Genomic DNA, 14,369 nt, shown 5'->3' with positions numbered 1-14,369 from the left:
CGCGAGCAGGCCATCGCTGGTCAAGAACGGCACAGCCGCGCCAAGCCGGAATTCCGAACCCGGACTGGAATTCCCGCTTGGCGCTTCACGCCATGAGCCCCGCTAGATCCGAAGGACTGGCGTCATTCCCGGCATCAAGCCCGGCCGTATACGTCTTCGAAGCGAACGATGTCGTCTTCGCCGAGATACTCGCCGCTCTGCACTTCGATCATCACGAGGTCCAGCACACCGGGATTCTCGAGGCGGTGCTTGTGACCGGCGGGAATGTAGGTGGATTCGTTGGTCCGAACGAAAATTTCCTGATCGCCGTTGACGACCTTGGCCATCCCGCACACGACGATCCAGTGCTCGCTGCGATGATGATGCATCTGCAAACTGAGGCTCGCGCCCGGCTTGACTTCAATGCGCTTGATCTTGAAGCGCGGGCCTTCCTCCAGCACCGTGTACGTGCCCCACGGGCGACTCACCGTGCGATGCAGTTTGTAGGCATCGTGATTCTGCTTCTTCAGGCGGGCTACCACCTGCTTCACGTCCTGCGCGCGATCCGGACTCGCGACCAGCAATGCGTCCGGCGTATCGATGATCATCAGATCGGTGACGCCAACCGCCGCGACGACACGATCCTGGCTCTGCACATAGGTGTTCCGGCTATCGACGAAGATCGCTTCGCCGACGGCCCGGTTGCTGTCCTGGTCCGGCACGGTCAGGTCGCGCACAGCGCCCCACGAGCCGATATCGCTCCAGCCGAAACTGGACGGCACGACCACAACCTTCGACGAACGCTCCATCACCGCATAATCGATCGAGATGTCGGGCATTTTCTGGAACGATTCGGCGGGAATCTCGAGCATCTGCGCCGAACCCTTGTCCGACTGCAGCGACGCCCAACATTCATCGGCGGCCGTCGCGACGTCCGGGGCATGACGAGCCATCTCGTCGAGAATCACACCGGCCTTGAAACAGAACATGCCCGAGTTCCACAGGTAGTTGCCGGCTGCGACATATTCGGCAGCCTTCACTGCGTCGGGTTTCTCGACGAAGCGCAGCGCCACGCGGCCGTCCCCGACGCGATCCCCCGCCTCGATGTAGCCAAAGCCCGTGTCCGGCCCCGTCGGCACGATGCCGAACGTGACCAGTTTGTCCTGCTTCGCAAGTTCGATCGCGCTCGCGACCGCAGCCGAGAAACCCTGCTGATCCTGCACCAGATGATCGGCTGCGAGCACCAACATCAGCGCGTCGCGCCCGTACTTGTCCGCAACGTGATGCGCCGCCATCGCCACCGCAGGCGCAGTGTTGCGACCGGTCGGCTCGAGCATGAATACACCGGACTGCTGATTGCCGAGCGCGGCATAGCCGAACTCGTCCTTGCTCATGAAGTAGTAGTCGCGGTTCGTGACCGTCAACAGTTCTCCACGCTCGGATTCCCCATCATTGCCGATCGCCGCTGCCGCCCGGCGGTAGGTTTTCAGGAGCAAGCTTTCACCATCCGCAAGCTTCATGAACGGTTTGGGATGCCCTTCGCGGGAAACTGGCCACAGTCGGGTGCCAGCACCACCGGACAGGATGACGGGGATTAACATCGCATTCACTCCAGAAATTTAGTATCCGTTGGCAAGGTCGAGGCCTTCGCCATTTGCATCAGTACACCGCCGGCATCGGTGTCAGCCGGGTCGCATCGGACCGGGCCGAAAGGAGAATTATAGCCGGCGAACCACCTTCCCCGGAAACGGCCGGGGCGCCCGGAACAACCGCCGGGGAGGGCCGAGGCATTCCCGGGCGCCCGCAACCCGTCTCGCCCGGCGCGGACGGCGCCGCGGCGCGTCATTCGCTCAAGCACAGTTGCAATGCATCGCGCCAATCCGGCATCTGCAAGCCGAATGCCGCCGTCAGCTTCCCCAGTGCCATTCGCGAATTGGCCGGCCGCGTTGCGGCCGTCGGATAGTCATCCGAGGAAATCGGCACCACCCTCGGCGCGCGCGAAGCCATCGCGATAGCGAATATCGCTTCGGCAAAGCCGCACCAGGAGGTCGCGCCGGCAGACGTAAAGTGGTAGATACCCGACTGGCGCGCCCACCAGTCGGCGTCAACCGATGCAACGCCCTGGGCGACGATGTGCGACGTCGCGGCAGCGATTGTCCTGGCCCAGGTCGGCGCGCCGACCTGATCCGCAACGACCCGCAACTCGGAGCGCTCGGCAGCCAGCCTCAGCATCGTCAGCAGGAAGTTGCTGCCACGCCGGCCATATACCCAGCTCGTGCGCAAGATCAAATGCGCACATCCGGTCGCCGCGATCGCGTGTTCGCCCTCGAGCTTCGTCGCTCCGTATGCATTCAGGGGATTCGTCGCGTCGGTTTCTACATACGCGCCCGCTTTCGCACCGTCGAACACATAATCGGTCGAGTAGTGAATCAGCGCGCCGCCGCTACGCGCCGCCTCCTCGGCAAATACGCGCGGCACGTCGACATTCAGGCGTCGCGCAAGCTCGATGTCGTTCTCTGCCTTGTCCACCGCCGTATAAGCGGCCGGATTCACGATCAGGGACGGCTTCAGATCCCTGACGAAAGCGCGCACACGATCGAGATCGGAAAGATCGAGCGTCGACCGGTCACACGGCACCACTCGGCCGAGCCCCTGGAGCGATCGCAACAATTCGAAACCAACCTGGCCGTTTACCCCGGTCACGAGAATCGTCGGCTGCTGCCTCATATCCGGCCTCAAACGTACACCTCGGCTTCGCTGAGTCGTGCGCCAGCGGCATCCTTGGGCGCCAGCAATGGCTCCACATCGAGCGGCCATTCGATCCCGATCTCAGGATCGTTCCACACGATACAGCGCTCGTGCTCCGGGTACCAGTAATCGGTCGTCTTGTACAGGAACTGCGCAGCGTCGGACAGCACGACGAAGCCGTGCGCAAAACCGGGCGGAATCCATACCTGCCGATGGTTCTCGGCCGACAGCACGACGCCGACCCACTTGCCGAAATTCGGCGAGTGCTTGCGGATATCGACCGCGACGTCGAATACCTCGCCTTCCACGACGCGCACAAGTTTTCCCTGCGCGTGCCGAATCTGGTAGTGGAGGCCGCGCAGCACCCCCTTTGTCGAGCGCGAATGATTGTCCTGAAGGAATTCGACGCCCGCCGCCACGTGTTCCGCGAAGTCGCGCGCGTTGAAGCTTTCATAGAAATGGCCACGCGCATCGCCGAAGACCTTCGGTTCGATGATCTTGACTTCCGGCAGCGCCGTTGCCGTTACTTGAATTGCCATGCGACCTGATCCAAAAGAACGTGTTCGAGATAGCGCCCGTAGCCGTTCTTCGCCAGCGGCACGGCAAGCTTGCGCAACTGATCCGCGTCGATCCACTGTCTGCGATAGGCGATCTCTTCGGGACAGGCAACAACGAGCCCCTGACGCTTCTGCAACGTCGCGATGAACGTTGCCGCATCGATCAACGAATCGTGCGTGCCGGTATCGAGCCAGGCATAGCCGCGCCCCATGATCTCGACGTCGAGCTTGCCATCGGCGAGATAGCGTGAATTCACGTCAGTGATCTCGAGTTCGCCACGCGCGGATGGCTTGATATCGGCGGCGATGTCGCACACCTGATTGTCGTAGAAGTACAAGCCTGTCACCGCATAATTCGAGCGCGGCACGGCTGGCTTTTCCTCGATGGACAGCGCGCGAAATTGCGTGTCGAATTCGACGACGCCGTAACGCTCGGGATCCTGCACGTGATATGCGAACACAGTCGCGCCCGACTCCTTCGCGTCCGCACGCTCCAGTTTTTTCGCCAGATCGTGCCCGTAGAAAATGTTGTCACCGAGAATCAGCGCCGACGGATCGTTGCCGATGAATTCCCTGCCAATGATGAATGCCTGCGCGAGCCCGTCCGGTGACGGCTGCACCGCGTAGCGGATATTCATCCCCCATTGACTGCCATCGCCAAGCATCGCCTCGAAGCGCGGCGTATCCTGCGGCGTCGAAATGATGAGTACGTCGCGGATCCCGGCCACCATCAGCGTGGACAGCGGGTAGTAGATCATCGGTTTATCGTAGACCGGCAGGAGCTGCTTCGATACGACATGCGTGATCGGATACAGTCGCGTGCCGGAACCGCCCGCGAGAATGATGCCTTTACGTGCCATCGGCCATGCCCTCAAGTGCGTTGCGCGTAATTCGTCTCGACCCACTTGCGATATTCGCCCGATACGACATCGTCAACCCAAGCCTGATTGTCGAGATACCAGCGTACCGTCTTCGCCAGCCCCGTCTCGAACGTCTCCACCGGCTTCCACCCCAGTTCGCGTTCGAGCTTGTGCGCGTCGATCGCATAGCGGCGATCGTGGCCTGGACGATCCGTCACGTAGGTGATCTGGTCACGATAGGAACCCGTCGCCTTCGGACGCGCGCTGTCGAGCAGGTCGCACAGCGTATGCACGACGTCGAGATTCTTCTTCTCGTTCCAGCCACCGACGTTGTACGTCTCGCCCGGGACGCCACGCGCAAGTATCTCGCGGATGGCACTGCAATGATCGCCGACGTACAGCCAGTCGCGCACGTTCTGGCCGTCGCCGTAGATCGGCAGCGCCTTGCCCGCAAGCGCGTTCGCAATCATCAGCGGAATCAGCTTCTCGGGAAACTGATATGGGCCATAGTTGTTCGAGCAGTTCGTCGTCAGTGTCGGGAGGCCGTACGTATGGTGATAGGCACGCACCAGATGATCGGAGCCGGCCTTTGTCGCCGAGTACGGGCTGTTCGGCGCGTATGGTGTCGTTTCGGAGAATTGCGGATCGGTCGGGGATAGCGAGCCGAATACCTCGTCGGTCGACACGTGCAGGAAGCGAAATCCGGCCTTGTCGGCATCACTCAGCCCGCTCCAGTGCGCGCGCGCCGCGTCGAGCAACGTAAACGTGCCGACGACATTGGTCTGCACGAAATCGGCGGGGCCATGGATCGAACGATCGACGTGGCTTTCGGCGGCGAAGTGCACGACCGCACGCGGCTTGTGTTCGGCAAACAGTGCGTCGAGCGCGGCGCGATCGCAAATATCAACACGCGCAAATACGTGCTTCGGATTATCGATCAGCGACTGCAGCGTGCGCAGATTGCCCGCATAGGTCAGCTTGTCGACATTGAGCACGGGTTCGTCGTGGTGGTGTAGCCAGTCGAGAACGAAGTTGGCACCGATAAAACCCGCACCGCCCGTCACCAGAATCATGGGACTCCCTCTAGAAATGTGCGGCACGCCCGGTCGGGGCGCTCGTCGCATGACATATCACGGGTGGCAACGCCCGAGCCTCGTCAGGCCCGGATTTTAACCGGTCACCGTAGGTATCAAAGTCAAGAAATGCGAATTTTGCGACGGACCGGCGATTATAAGAAGTACCCCGCCGCAAGGGCCATGCCATTAACAACTCGAAACAACGCTCCGGCCCCACCGCAACGCCAAAAAAATCCTGCATAATCATGCAGTTAAGACGAATATATCGTGCTCCAACGGGGTCGATCCAGCCGGACGCACAATCACGAAATGATACGTGCCATGCCTTCGGAGTCGTACTGCCGCAGGCCCCACGCGGCCCCGTGCGCACTCCGACGCGTCCCAATGTTCTCGTGTTTTTTCGGGGAAGCGGATCCCTACGGCCGCGCACTATCGAGACAAGCACGGCGATGCGAACCGGCGATGACGCGTGCATGCAGCCGAGCACGTTTGGAGTTCCCCGGAACATAATGAGATAATTATCGTTTCAAGGATGGCCTGCAACGCATCATGCGGATCAGACATCCTCGTCGCATTTCTGACGCAGGCATGCCACCGAACTGGTCGTCGGACACGCCAACCCGGAACATCGGATGCATTCCCGCACGACTCACTTTGAAGTTTGAAGTTCCAGACACGCCGGATCGGGATTCCCCAATGAAAAAAAATCTGAGGCTTGGCGCTGATGTCGGCGTTGCCTTTGCATCGACAACGAAACGAGACGCGCGCGCCCATCAGCACGAGGCGACGGCGACAGGAAACGCGCCCCCGGCCTCCGCTCATCCGGGCGAAAGCGACGCCATCGCGTCGACGCATCCAACGCATACCAGCATCCGGCAACAGGTGAAGAAACTGCTGCGCCCGCTGGCGCAAATCACGTACAGGCTTCTCAAACCCGCTATCCGCCCTATCGCGCTCAGGGCGCGCCGGTATCTGATGGCAGAATTGCAGCAGGACTTCCGCCAGGAAATTCAGAACTCCCTGTCGGCAAACCTGACCAAGCTGCAGGAGATTCGCCACCAGCTCTTGCAGGATGCATTCGCCTCCCAGTCGGCGATCCATCACGCTCAATCTGCAATTCATCAGGAATTGCAGAAAGCGACCGCTCATATGGTGCAGGAGCTTCAGAAGGCGCAAGCGTCGATTCAAGGGGATGTACTGACGACCCGGCAGGCGGTCACCCACGAAATTCGACAGGCAACGTCGACGACCGCACAGGAATTCCGGGACACGCAGGTCCCCCTTCGCCAGGAAATGGTTGCTGCGCATCAGAAGGCGCTCGAGTCCCATAGTCTGACTCATCTCGAAACCCAACAAGCGGTGTCCGAAACGACACAACGGCTTGACGAGTGGTTTGCAAACATCAATCCCAAGCTGGACCGTATCGAGATTTACAGCCACGCAACGGCTCGCCGAGTCGCCGTCAACTGCGGCAATGGTGCCGTGCTTGTCAGAACCGAAGCCGGCTTCGCGCTTTGCGCCGAGAACGATCACGCGCTTCTTGCCTCCCTGCTCGAGACCGGCGAATTGGAACGCGGTACGCGACTGCTCATCGAAAAGCTTGTCGAGCCAGGAAACTGTTTCATCGACGTGGGCGCAAATATCGGACTCCATACGCTTGCCGCAGCGCGATCGATGCAAGGTCAAGGAAAGATTATTGCATTCGAGCCGTTCGGGCCGACCAAAGCACTGCTCGAACGGTCCGTGTGGATGAACGGGTTTGCGTCGCTGGTGGAGATTCATCAAGCCGCCGTCTCAAACGAAACCGGACATCACAAACTGTTTCTCGGTGCGACGAGCGGCCACCATTCCCTTTTCCCGCTTGACGAACGCACGAGCACGGATACCGAGCCGGTCGAAGTCTCCGTGGTCAAGATAGACGACATCGTTCCGGCCACACAAAAGGTCGATCTTCTGAAAATCGACGCGGAAGGCGCCGAACTCCAAGTCATCGAATCCGCAGCCGGACTCATCGAGCGCAATACGGAACTCGCGATCATCGTCGAATTCGGCCCGGCGCACCTCAAGCGAACAGGCATCGCGCCCGGCGACTGGTTGAATGCCTTTGCGGCGCACGGCTTGCAATATCGAGCAATCAATAGTGTTTCCGGCGTGCTGGAGCACTGGACCATCGAAAATCTGCTTGCCTGTGATTCGATCAATTTGCTTTTCAGCCGAAAGAATTCGGGCGTTTGGGAAAGGTTGGACGCATGACGCAGGAAATTGTTGTCGTTGGGGCCGGAGGGCATGCGAAAGTCTGCATCGAACTGCTGCAGGCGGCTGGCGAACGCGTGGCTTACTGCATTGGCGGAGCCGACAGTCCGGAACAATGCGTCGGTGTTCCTGTGCTGAAGGGCGACGAGAATCTAGAGACGCTGAGGCACGAAGGTTACGCGCGCGTATTCATCGCCATTGGCGCCAACAGGCTCCGAGACCGCCTGGCGACACTGGCGCTGCGCCACGGTTACACGCTCGTCAATGCGATCAGCCCGTCGGCGACGATTTCGCCGAGCGCGACGATCGGTTCGGGTATAGCAATCATGGCCGGCGCCGTGATCAACGCAGAGGCAAGCATCGGTGACCTGTCGATCGTGAATACGGGTGCCACGATCGATCACGATTGCCGGATCGGACGCGCGGTGCATGTCGCGCCTCAAAGCGCGCTGGCCGGCAACGTCGTAGTCGGCGATTACACATTTCTCGGCGTCGGTACCAAGGTCATTCCGGAAATCGTCATTGGCGAGCGAGCTGTCATCGGCGCTGGCGGCGTTGTGGTTAGCAATATTTCCGAGGGTTGCACGGCCGTTGGCGTGCCCGCCAAACAAATAAAGTAACAGGAATATTCATATGCAACGAATCATGGTAGCTCAGCCGAAGATGGCCGGAAACGAGCGCAAGTACGTTCTCGATTGCCTCGATACGAACTGGATTTCCTCGAACGGAAAATACATTCCGGCGTTCGAAGAGGCATTTGCGAAATTTTGCGGCGTCAAGCACGCGATTGCGGCAAACAACGGTACGACTGCCCTTCACCTCGCGCTGGTCGCTCTCGGCCTGCAGCCCGGTGACGAAGTGATCATCCCGACGGTCACTTATATCGCCACTGCCAACGCCGTTCGCTATTGCGGCGCGACCCCGGTGCTCGTCGACGTTAGCGCCGACACGATGAATATCGATCCAAACGACATCGAACGCAAAATCACCGCTCGGACCAGGGGCATCATTCCCGTCCATTTGTACGGTCACCCGGCCGAAATGGATGCCGTCAACGAGATCGCGAAAAAACATGGCTTGTGGGTCGTCGAGGATGCCGCCGAAGCCCATGGCGCGGAAGTGCGCGGCAAGCGTGTCGGTAGCCTCGGAACCTGCGCGACCTTCAGCTTCTTCGGCAACAAGATCATTACGACCGGCGAAGGCGGCATGGTCACCACCGACGACGACGAGCTTGCAGCGAAATTGCGCCTGTATCGCGGCCAAGGAATGGACCCCACGCGCCGCTACTGGTTCCCCGTCGTGGGCTACAACTATCGGATGACCAACATCCAGGCAGCAATCGGGCTGGCGCAGATGGAAGGCATCGACAATGCGCTCGCCGAGCGCGAACGTCTGGCAGGCTGGTACAACGAAGCCCTGAATGAACTGCGCGACAAGCTCGTCCTGCCGTCCGAAGCTTCTTGGGCCAAGCAGGTGTTCTGGATGTACAACGTATTCTTGCGCGAAGGCGACGAGCACAAGCGGGATTACGTGATGCGATGCCTCGACGAAATGGCCATCGAAACGCGCCCGGTGTTTTACCCGATGCATGTGCTGCCGCCTTACATGGAGGAGTCGACCTATCCGATCGCTGATCTATGGTCGCAGCGCGGCATCAATCTGCCGACGCATCAGGATTTAACGCGGGCCGACGTGCAACGCATTGCCGACAGCCTGCAGCAGGTTCTTGCCGACTGATGAAGATTGCGCTTGTTTCGTCTTTCGTGCCATTCGTCAATGGCGGCTACAGAAACATCGTCGAGTGGCTTCAGATCATGCTCGAAAGGCAAGGACATCGCGTCGAGCGCGTCTATCTGCCGGAGACAGATGCTCCAGATCTGCTGTTCAAACAGATGATGGCCTATCGGTGGATCGACTTGGACGCAGCTGACCGGATCATCTGTTTCCGGCCGCAAGCGCATCTGATTCCCCATCGGCACAAGATCGTATGGTTTATCCATCACCTGCGCGCATTCTATGATCTGTGGGATTCGCCGTACCGGGGCTTCCCGGATGATCAAAAGCATCTGGGCATGCGCGACGCGCTACGACAGGTCGACGACGCGGGTCTGAGAGAAGCCAAGGCGATCTTCACGAACAGTCGCGTCGTATCCGAACGCCTGGACAAGTACAACAACGTCCCGAGCGAAATCCTGTACCCGCCGGTATTCGAGCCGGAACGGTTCCACTGCGCGGATTATTCGAACGATATCGTATGTATCTGCCGAATCGAACATCACAAGCGGCAGCACCTGCTGATCGAAGCGATGCAATACGTCACCACGCCCGTCCGGCTGCGCCTTTATGGCAAAAGTGGGTCGCAAGGCTACGCAGACGACCTCCGGCGAACCATTTCCGCTCTGGCTCTTGACGAAAAGGTACTGCTGGAAGATCGCTGGATTTCCGAAGAGGAAAAGATCGAGCAACTGGCCCATTGTCTCGCTGCAGCCTATATCCCGGTTGATGAGGATTCGTACGGCTATCCGAGCGTCGAGGCCAGTCACGCCGAGAAGCCTGTCTTGACGGTGTCCGATTCCGGCGGCGTGCTGGAGTTGGTACAAGACAACATCAATGGTTATGTGGCAGATCCCGATCCCAAAGCACTCGCGGAAGCGATGGATCGGCTTTATCTCGATCGAAACAAAACGATTCAAATGGGGAAAGCGGCACCCAAACGCCTGAAGGCGCTCAACATTTCGTGGGAACACGTGCTCCAAAGGTTGCTAGCATGAAGGTGCTCGTCGTCAACAATATGGCCCCGTTCGTCTGGGGTGGTGCGGAAGAGTTGGCTGCGCATCTGCAGCGAAACCTGGTGATTGCCGGCCACGAAGCCGAAGTGCTCCGCATCCCGTTCCGATGGGAACCTGCAACGCGTATTCCGTCGCAGATGCTGATGGTGCGGGCGTTCGAATTGTCGAATGCGGACCACGTCATCGCACTCAAATTTCCGGCGTACCTGATTCGCCACCACCGGAAGTCGCTTTGGCTGCTGCATCAATACCGGCAGGCGTATGACCTGTTCGATGCAGGCCAGACCAATCTCCCGCCCGGGCCGGAAGGTGACGCATTGCGCGAAATGATCCGCAATGCCGATAACGAAAGCTTTGCGGAAAGCCGCCACATCTTCACGAACTCTGCGGTGACTCAACGTCGGCTCAAGCAGTACAACGGCTTCGACGCTGAAGTCCTGCTTCCACCCGTCAATGATCCGGAGATGTTTCCCGGAGGCGAGCCCGGTGGCTACGTATTCGCAGGTGGCCGCGTAAACGACATGAAGCGTCAGTATCTCCTCCTCGAAGCGCTCGCGAAAACCGACCGTGGAGTACGGCTGATCATCGCCGGTCCGCCGGACACGCCGGACGACGGCACGCGCCTGCATCAACTCGTCGAGCGGCTTGGCCTGTCGGATCGCGTCAAGCTCGACTTGCGTTTCCTGCCGCGCGACGTGTATGCCACTTACATCAACGAGGCCTCGGCCGTGGCCTATCTGCCATTCGACGAAGATTCGCTGGGTTACGTTGCCATGGAAGCCGCGACGGCCGGCAAGGCGCTGATCACGACCGACGATAGCGGCGGTATTCTAGGGCTCGTCAAGCACAACGAGACGGGGTGGGTTGCGCAACCCGAGGCCGCCTCGCTCGCAAGCGTCATGCACGCTGTCGTTCAGAACGCCGCACGAGCACACACTTATGGACAGGCAGCCAAGGCGTTGTGGGAAAGCATGGGCGTGAATTGGCCGCAAACCGTGGAGGCGCTGCTGCAATGAAGCTATTGATCTTCACGCCGACGATCAAACGCTCGGCAATTGGTCGCATGGCGTCGTTGGTTGTTCGTCAGCTCGTTGCGCAAGGTCACGAAGTCAGCGTCGTGCAAACGGAATCGGTCCGGTTTCTGGATCTTCCGACGCACGAATTCAACGCGCCACTTATTGCGTGGAACGAATTCACGAGCGTACAGCAGGCCACTGCGTCGGCGGATATGTGCGTCTACCAGATCGGCAACAGCTACGATTTTCATGAGGGTTGCCTACACTGGATATCGAAGGCGCCGGGTATCGTATGCCTTCACGATTTTTACCTCGGACATCTGTTTTACAGCTGGGCGCAGTCACACCTACCAGAGGCCGATGCCGTCCTGAAGAACTGGTACGGTGAAGCGATTGCCGCGCGCTTCTTCGCCTACACCAACGGCGACGCGTTCATCGACGCTACGTGCGAAGACTCGCCGATGACCGAATGGATCTGCTCGATGGCGCTCGGCGTCGTCACTCACAGTTCGTGGGGATGCGATCGCGTGCTGAAAGCGTGCTCGGGGCCTGTCAGCGTGTCAGCACTCCCTTATGATGCGCCGGCTGCTCAGACCGAACGGCACCCGCCTCACAAGGACTGTGGGCGCGTGCAAGTCCTGACCATCGGGCACGTCAATTCGAACAAGCGTGTCGAAAGCGTTATCACGGCGATTGGCGCGAGTGCAACGCTCCGAAACAACATCACTTACAAGCTCGTGGGCCATGTTCAGCCAGAGATAGTGCTGTCGCTGTCTCGTATGGCCAGAAGCCACGGTGTGAATCTGGTGATCGTCGGAGAAGTCGATGATGCTGTGCTCGCGCAAACGATCGCCGAGAGCGACGTCGTCAGTTGCTTGCGCTGGCCGACGCTCGAAGCAGCATCTGCGTCCGCGATCGAGGCAATGCTCTATGGAAAAGCCGTCATCTGTACCGATGCCGGCTTCTATTCTGAGATTCCCGACGAGTACGTGCTGAAGGTATCGGTCAAGAATGAAATTAACGACATTTCGTCCAGCTTGACCGCCTTGATCCGCGATCGGGAAAAAATCAGGACAATTGGCAAAAAAGCGCAGCTTTGGGCCACCGATACCTTCTCGGCAGCCGCCTACGCGCGGTCGCTAGCGGACATGACGCGGCGCGCGCTCGCCGCGAAACCGGTCATCGACGCATGCCATTCGATCTCGGAAATTGCGGGGCGCTGGTCAGCGACGATTGCGAATCCGCTACGCGAAGAAGATCTGGCGACACTGGAGATTTTCAGCGGACGCAGATCGGCGGAGGTCGCACCTGCATGGAGCGTGCCGCAAACCAACGGTTTGCAACTCACCTGAACTGTCGTTGCGGGTTCGCGCCCGCAACGAACGATACATCCCGGTTTATCCGCCCAGCGGTTGATTTATGCATCCTGGCTCGCCATTAAAGCATGCGAGCCTGCATGGACATCCTGCCCGCGCGCAGGATGGCCCATGACCCGGCATGCGCTAAGTCACGCCGTCGTCGCCTCATACTCCGACACGACTTCTTCCGTCGGCCCGAAAGCGCGTACACGACCACGCTCCATCCAAAGCACCTTGTTGCATACCTTGCGGATTTCGGAGTTCGAGTGCATCGCCAGCACGACGATTTCGGCCCGGCTATGAAGATCGGCCAATCGCGCTTCCGCCTTGTGCATGAACGACGCATCACCGACGCCCATCACTTCGTCGAGCAACAGGATTTCGGCATCGACTGCAGTGGACACTGCAAAAGCGAGCCGCACCTTCATCCCGCTGGAATACGTACGAATCGGCAGGTCCAGATAATCGCCGAGTTCGCAGAACTCAGCGATTTCGCGCTGCTTCTCCCGAATCTCCGCATCTGACATGCCGAGCAACAGCCCTCTGAGCCGAATGTTCTGCATGCCGGTCGAGTTCTCGTCCATGCCGAGGCCGATATCGAGGAGCGGCACCACGCTTCCTTCACGCAACAACTGGCCAGACGATGGCGGATAGATGCCCGCCATAGCACGAAGCAATGTCGATTTCCCCGCCCCGTTGTGTCCGATCAGCCCAACGCGGTCGCCACGCTCAAAACGGAAACTCACTTCGTCCAGCGCACGCACGACGATCACACCGTCGTTGCCCTCGGCGATCCTGTTGCGGCGCCCCATGTTGAGCACCTGCTTCTTGAGCGAACGCCCTTGCACGTCGAAGATCGGCAAATCGAGCGTTACGCTCTGTAATTCGATAAACGCCATATCGTTTCTCTCAGACCCAGTACGGAATACGCTTCAGATAACGTCCGGTCATCAACAGGGCAACAGGCCATCCAATCGCTGCCATTCCGACCGTGATCGCCCAGGTCAATTCACTGGGCATCTGTCCGATAAGCGGGCCACGCACGAGGTCGATCAGATACGCGAGCGGATTCCACTCGACAATGAAAGAGAAGCGATTAAGCGCATCGGGGCGGAAAATGATCGGCGTCACGTAGAACGCGACCTGAAGCAATGCGCTCACGATCTGCGGCAGATCGCGAAAGCGCGCCGACAGCAGGCCCACCACCATCGCGATCCATGTGGCGTTCAGCACATACACCAGCAGCGCCGGAATGAATACTGGCAACGTCTCCCAACTTTTCACGCCGTAGATCGCCAGCAGCGCGATGACGATCACGAAGTTGTGGGTAAGGACGATCAAGTTTCGCCACACGACCTGCAGGATATAGATCAGTTTCGGCGTGGCCATTTGCCGGATGTAGGGCGCGCTGTTGATGTACGCGACGCTGCCTTCCACGATCGTCGTCGAGAATAAACCCCACAGCACGATGCTGGCAGCAAGAAACGGCAGGTATTCGTTGATTTTCTGGCCGAACAACGTGCCGTAAACGACACCCAACGACGAAATCATCACACCCATACTGATCGTGAGCCAGAACGGCCCCAGGCGCGAACGCGCATAGCGTTGCCGAATTTCAAGCCAGCCGAGCAAGGTCCACAACCGCCACGCCGTGATGCTTTTCTTTAGGTCCGCAAGTGAAAGGGTCAGCATGCAAGCTTTCAAAAATGAAGGAATAGGGGCGTCAGACAGAA

The 14,369-nt window shown here is 59.3% G+C and carries 13 protein-coding genes; 6 read left to right on the top strand and 7 right to left on the bottom strand.

Annotated elements, in window-relative coordinates:
• Positions 1-134: 134 nt before the first annotated feature.
• From WS64_RS02610 to rfbB, 5 genes are all read right to left on the bottom strand, one after another.
• A complete protein-coding gene (locus WS64_RS02610; protein ID WP_059574198.1) occupies positions 135-1,580 on the bottom strand; it encodes a mannose-1-phosphate guanylyltransferase/mannose-6-phosphate isomerase in 1,446 nt (481 codons plus the stop codon).
• A gap of 241 nt (positions 1,581-1,821) precedes the next feature.
• Complete coding sequence (gene rfbD, locus WS64_RS02605) at positions 1,822-2,706, bottom strand: dTDP-4-dehydrorhamnose reductase (protein WP_059641949.1); 885 nt, start codon at positions 2,704-2,706, stop codon at positions 1,822-1,824.
• A gap of 8 nt (positions 2,707-2,714) precedes the next feature.
• Positions 2,715-3,266, bottom strand: a complete 552-nt coding sequence (gene rfbC, locus WS64_RS02600) for a dTDP-4-dehydrorhamnose 3,5-epimerase (RefSeq protein WP_059641952.1) — start codon at positions 3,264-3,266, stop codon at positions 2,715-2,717.
• Complete coding sequence (gene rfbA / locus WS64_RS02595) at positions 3,251-4,144, bottom strand: glucose-1-phosphate thymidylyltransferase RfbA (RefSeq protein WP_059574201.1); 894 nt, start codon at positions 4,142-4,144, stop codon at positions 3,251-3,253. The genes rfbC and rfbA overlap by 16 nt, the downstream gene beginning before the upstream one ends.
• Before the next feature lie 11 nt (positions 4,145-4,155).
• Positions 4,156-5,217, bottom strand: a complete 1,062-nt coding sequence (rfbB, locus tag WS64_RS02590) for a dTDP-glucose 4,6-dehydratase (protein ID WP_059574202.1) — start codon at positions 5,215-5,217, stop codon at positions 4,156-4,158.
• Positions 5,218-5,916: 699 nt separating this feature from the next.
• Between rfbB and WS64_RS02585 the strand changes: the two genes are divergently transcribed.
• Genes WS64_RS02585 through WS64_RS02560 form a run of 6 tightly spaced genes read left to right on the top strand, consistent with a single transcriptional unit; the run spans position 5,917 to position 12,630 of the window.
• Positions 5,917-7,473: an FkbM family methyltransferase gene (locus tag WS64_RS02585; protein WP_167351604.1), complete on the top strand. Its 1,557-nt coding sequence runs from the start codon at positions 5,917-5,919 to the stop codon at positions 7,471-7,473.
• Positions 7,470-8,093, top strand: a complete 624-nt coding sequence (locus WS64_RS02580; RefSeq protein ID WP_059641958.1) for an acetyltransferase — start codon at positions 7,470-7,472, stop codon at positions 8,091-8,093. The genes WS64_RS02585 and WS64_RS02580 overlap by 4 nt, the downstream gene beginning before the upstream one ends.
• 13 nt (positions 8,094-8,106) lie before the next feature.
• Positions 8,107-9,210, top strand: a complete 1,104-nt coding sequence (locus WS64_RS02575; protein WP_060965652.1) for a DegT/DnrJ/EryC1/StrS family aminotransferase — start codon at positions 8,107-8,109, stop codon at positions 9,208-9,210.
• Positions 9,210-10,244 carry a glycosyltransferase family 4 protein gene (locus WS64_RS02570; protein WP_060965651.1) on the top strand — a complete coding sequence of 345 codons (1,035 nt, stop codon included), beginning with the start codon at positions 9,210-9,212 and terminating at the stop codon, positions 10,242-10,244. The genes WS64_RS02575 and WS64_RS02570 overlap by 1 nt, the downstream gene beginning before the upstream one ends.
• Positions 10,241-11,278, top strand: coding sequence for a glycosyltransferase family 4 protein (locus WS64_RS02565; protein ID WP_059641966.1), 1,038 nt, complete (start codon positions 10,241-10,243; stop codon positions 11,276-11,278). Before WS64_RS02570 ends, WS64_RS02565 begins: the two co-directional genes overlap by 4 nt.
• Positions 11,275-12,630 carry a glycosyltransferase gene (locus WS64_RS02560; protein ID WP_060965650.1) on the top strand — a complete coding sequence of 452 codons (1,356 nt, stop codon included), beginning with the start codon at positions 11,275-11,277 and terminating at the stop codon, positions 12,628-12,630. Before WS64_RS02565 ends, WS64_RS02560 begins: the two co-directional genes overlap by 4 nt.
• A gap of 155 nt (positions 12,631-12,785) precedes the next feature.
• Here WS64_RS02560 and WS64_RS02555 read toward each other — a convergent pair whose 3' ends face one another.
• Positions 12,786-13,535: an ABC transporter ATP-binding protein gene (locus WS64_RS02555; protein WP_059641972.1), complete on the bottom strand. Its 750-nt coding sequence runs from the start codon at positions 13,533-13,535 to the stop codon at positions 12,786-12,788.
• Positions 13,536-13,545: 10 nt separating this feature from the next.
• Positions 13,546-14,328 (bottom strand): ABC transporter permease, encoded by a 783-nt coding sequence (locus WS64_RS02550; RefSeq protein ID WP_059574206.1) that lies wholly within the window; start codon positions 14,326-14,328, stop codon positions 13,546-13,548.
• Positions 14,329-14,369 lie beyond the last annotated feature (41 nt).

Origin of the sequence: Burkholderia anthina (assembly GCF_001547525.1) — a bacterium.
Lineage (GTDB): Bacteria > Pseudomonadota > Gammaproteobacteria > Burkholderiales > Burkholderiaceae > Burkholderia > Burkholderia semiarida.
The sequence above is the reverse complement of the archived record's forward strand: the minus strand, read 5'-3'. Positions and strand labels throughout refer to the sequence as shown.

Bases quoted from the DNA above. Each gene is read 5' to 3' on its own strand.
- WS64_RS02610 (WP_059574198.1), bottom strand. From the start codon at position 1,580: ATGTTAATCCCCGTCATCCTGTCCGGTGGTGCTGGCACCCGACTGTGG.
- rfbD (WP_059641949.1), bottom strand. From the start codon at position 2,706: ATGAGGCAGCAGCCGACGATTCTCGTGACCGGGGTAAACGGCCAGGTT.
- rfbC (WP_059641952.1), bottom strand. From the start codon at position 3,266: ATGGCAATTCAAGTAACGGCAACGGCGCTGCCGGAAGTCAAGATCATC.
- rfbA (WP_059574201.1), bottom strand. From the start codon at position 4,144: ATGGCACGTAAAGGCATCATTCTCGCGGGCGGTTCCGGCACGCGACTG.
- rfbB (WP_059574202.1), bottom strand. From the start codon at position 5,217: ATGATTCTGGTGACGGGCGGTGCGGGTTTTATCGGTGCCAACTTCGTT.
- WS64_RS02585 (WP_167351604.1), top strand. From the start codon at position 5,917: ATGAAAAAAAATCTGAGGCTTGGCGCTGATGTCGGCGTTGCCTTTGCA.
- WS64_RS02580 (WP_059641958.1), top strand. From the start codon at position 7,470: ATGACGCAGGAAATTGTTGTCGTTGGGGCCGGAGGGCATGCGAAAGTC.
- WS64_RS02575 (WP_060965652.1), top strand. From the start codon at position 8,107: ATGCAACGAATCATGGTAGCTCAGCCGAAGATGGCCGGAAACGAGCGC.
- WS64_RS02570 (WP_060965651.1), top strand. From the start codon at position 9,210: ATGAAGATTGCGCTTGTTTCGTCTTTCGTGCCATTCGTCAATGGCGGC.
- WS64_RS02565 (WP_059641966.1), top strand. From the start codon at position 10,241: ATGAAGGTGCTCGTCGTCAACAATATGGCCCCGTTCGTCTGGGGTGGT.
- WS64_RS02560 (WP_060965650.1), top strand. From the start codon at position 11,275: ATGAAGCTATTGATCTTCACGCCGACGATCAAACGCTCGGCAATTGGT.
- WS64_RS02555 (WP_059641972.1), bottom strand. From the start codon at position 13,535: ATGGCGTTTATCGAATTACAGAGCGTAACGCTCGATTTGCCGATCTTC.
- WS64_RS02550 (WP_059574206.1), bottom strand. From the start codon at position 14,328: ATGCTGACCCTTTCACTTGCGGACCTAAAGAAAAGCATCACGGCGTGG.